The organism is Achromobacter pulmonis (genome assembly GCF_902859765.1).
In the GTDB taxonomy this organism is placed as follows: Bacteria; Pseudomonadota; Gammaproteobacteria; order Burkholderiales; family Burkholderiaceae_B; genus Achromobacter; species Achromobacter pulmonis.
In genome coordinates, this window is the sequence record NZ_CADIJV010000083.1 from 1 (window position 1) to 1,237 (window position 1,237).

Sequence of the window (1,237 nt, forward strand, 5' to 3'; positions counted from 1 at the left end):
GCCTTCGGCGACCTTGTCGCCGACCTTCACGCTGATCGACTTGACCACCCCGCCGGTGGAGGCGGGAATTTCCATCGAGGCCTTGTCGGACTCGACGGTAATCAGGCTCTGCTCGGCCTTGATCGTGTCGCCCACGGCGACCAGCACCTCGATGACTTCGACTTCCTTGAAGTCACCGATGTCCGGCACTTTGATTTGAACGGTATTGCTCATAGGGCTCCCCGTTTACAGCGCGATGCGGCGGAAGTCGGCCAGCAAGGCGCCCAGATAGGCGTTGAAGCGGGCAGCGGCGGCGCCGTCGATGACGCGGTGGTCATAGGACAGCGACAGCGGCACGATCAGGCGCGGCACGAACTGCTTGCCGTCCCACACGGGCTTGTGCGAGGAGCGCGACACACCCAGGATGGCCACTTCGGGCGCATTGATGATAGGCGTGAACGAGGTGCCGCCGATGCCGCCGAGCGACGAGATCGAGAAGCAGCCGCCCTGCATGTCGGCCGGCGAGATCTTGCCTTCGCGCGCCTTCTTGGACAGGTCGGTCATTTCCTGGGCGATCTGCAGAATGCCCTTCTTGTCGGCATCGCGGATCACCGGCACCACCAGTCCGTTGGGCGTGTCGGCGGCGAAGCCGATGTGGTAGTACTGCTTGAGCACCAGGTTGTCGCCGTCCAGCGAGGCGTTGAACTCGGGGAACTTCTTCAGGGCCGCGACCACGGCCTTGATCAGGAAGGCCAGCATCGTGACCTTGATGCCCGACTTCTCGTTTTCCTTGTTCAGCGTGACGCGCAACGCTTCCAGGTCGGTGATGTCCGCTTCGTCGTTGTTGGTGACGTGCGGGATCATGACCCAGTTGCGGTGCAGGTTGGCGCCGGAGATCTTCTTGATGCGCGACAGCGGCTTGGCTTCGACCGGGCCGAACTTGGTGAAGTCCACCTTGGGCCACGGCAACAGGCCGAGCGCGGCGCCATCGGCCGAACCGCCGGCGGCGGCCACGGGGCCGGCGGCCAGCGCCTGCTTGACGAAAGCGCGCACGTCATCGGCGGTGATGCGGTCCTTGGGACCGGTGCCCTTGACCTTGCTCAGGTTCACGCCCAGTTCGCGCGCGAACTTGCGCACCGACGGCGAGGCGTGCGGCAGTTGGCCGGGCTTGAGGTTGGCGTCTTCCAGGGCGGCGGCCGGGGCCGGGCGCGAGCCGACGGCGGGCGCGGCCGGGGCCGCGGGCGCTTGCGCCTTGGCG

Annotated in this window: 2 protein-coding genes; both read right to left on the minus strand. The window is 66.2% G+C overall.

The genetic code is table 11. The features are described 5' to 3' along the window. The coding region (locus HV701_RS26580; protein WP_338077774.1) for a biotin/lipoyl-containing protein at positions 1-213 on the minus strand (213 nt) is incomplete at its 3' end. 12 nt (positions 214-225) lie between these two features. Then, the coding region (locus HV701_RS26585; protein ID WP_175135977.1) for a dihydrolipoyllysine-residue acetyltransferase at positions 226-1,237 on the minus strand (1,012 nt) is incomplete at its 5' end.